This window comes from Pseudomonas sp. WC1 (genome assembly GCF_050586565.1).
Taxonomy (GTDB): Bacteria; Pseudomonadota; Gammaproteobacteria; order Pseudomonadales; family Pseudomonadaceae; genus Aquipseudomonas.
Window position 1 is genome coordinate 1 of the sequence record NZ_JBOBDQ010000135.1, and the last position, 651, is coordinate 651.

The 651-nt window shown below is 59.9% G+C and carries 1 protein-coding gene; it reads right to left on the bottom strand.

Going from position 1 to position 651, the window contains the following annotated elements:
* Positions 1 to 651 (bottom strand): immunoglobulin-like domain-containing protein (locus ACQ4OD_RS26365; protein WP_430945227.1); only part of this gene is annotated, 651 nt, incomplete at both ends.

Sequence of the window (651 nt, forward strand, 5' to 3'; positions counted from 1 at the left end):
GGTGCCTGGAGTGCCGGTGCCCGGCTCGTCAGTGACGGAGGTCTTCACTTCGTCCTGACCCAAGGTCAGTTTTTCGAAGTTGTCGGCGCCGGTGACGCCTTCCAGCTTGTTGGTGATGGTTGGTTGACCACCAACGAACACGTCATCCGGAGCGGTGATGGTGAAGGTACCGCTAGCACTGCCCGCAGGAATAGTGACCTTGGTGCCATCGGTCAAAGTGAAGGTCAGGCCATTGTGACCGTTAACCGGCAGACCCTGGGCGTTGGTCAGCGTCACGGTGTAGGTGATCTGGCCGCCTTCGGTGACGGTGGTTTTGTCAGCGGTCAGGGTTGCGACGACTTCGCTGATGGTGTCGGTGATCTGTACCGAGGCGTTGCCACCCAGCTCCAGGTTCTCGAAGGCCTTGCCATCGACGGCGGCATCGGTGATGCCGACGGTAAGGGTGTCACCGTCCTTGAAGACGTCATCACCCTGGGCTTTGGCCTTGTACTCAGCTTCGGTCTGACCGGCTGGAATGACGACTTTGTCGCCGTTCGACAGGGTTACGGTCAGGTCGTGGTCCAGTTTCTGGCTGACCTTGACGGTGAAGGCTGGCTGCTGGTCTTCGGTGACATCGCCTTTGCCGACGATGGTGACGGTGACCTTGTCGCC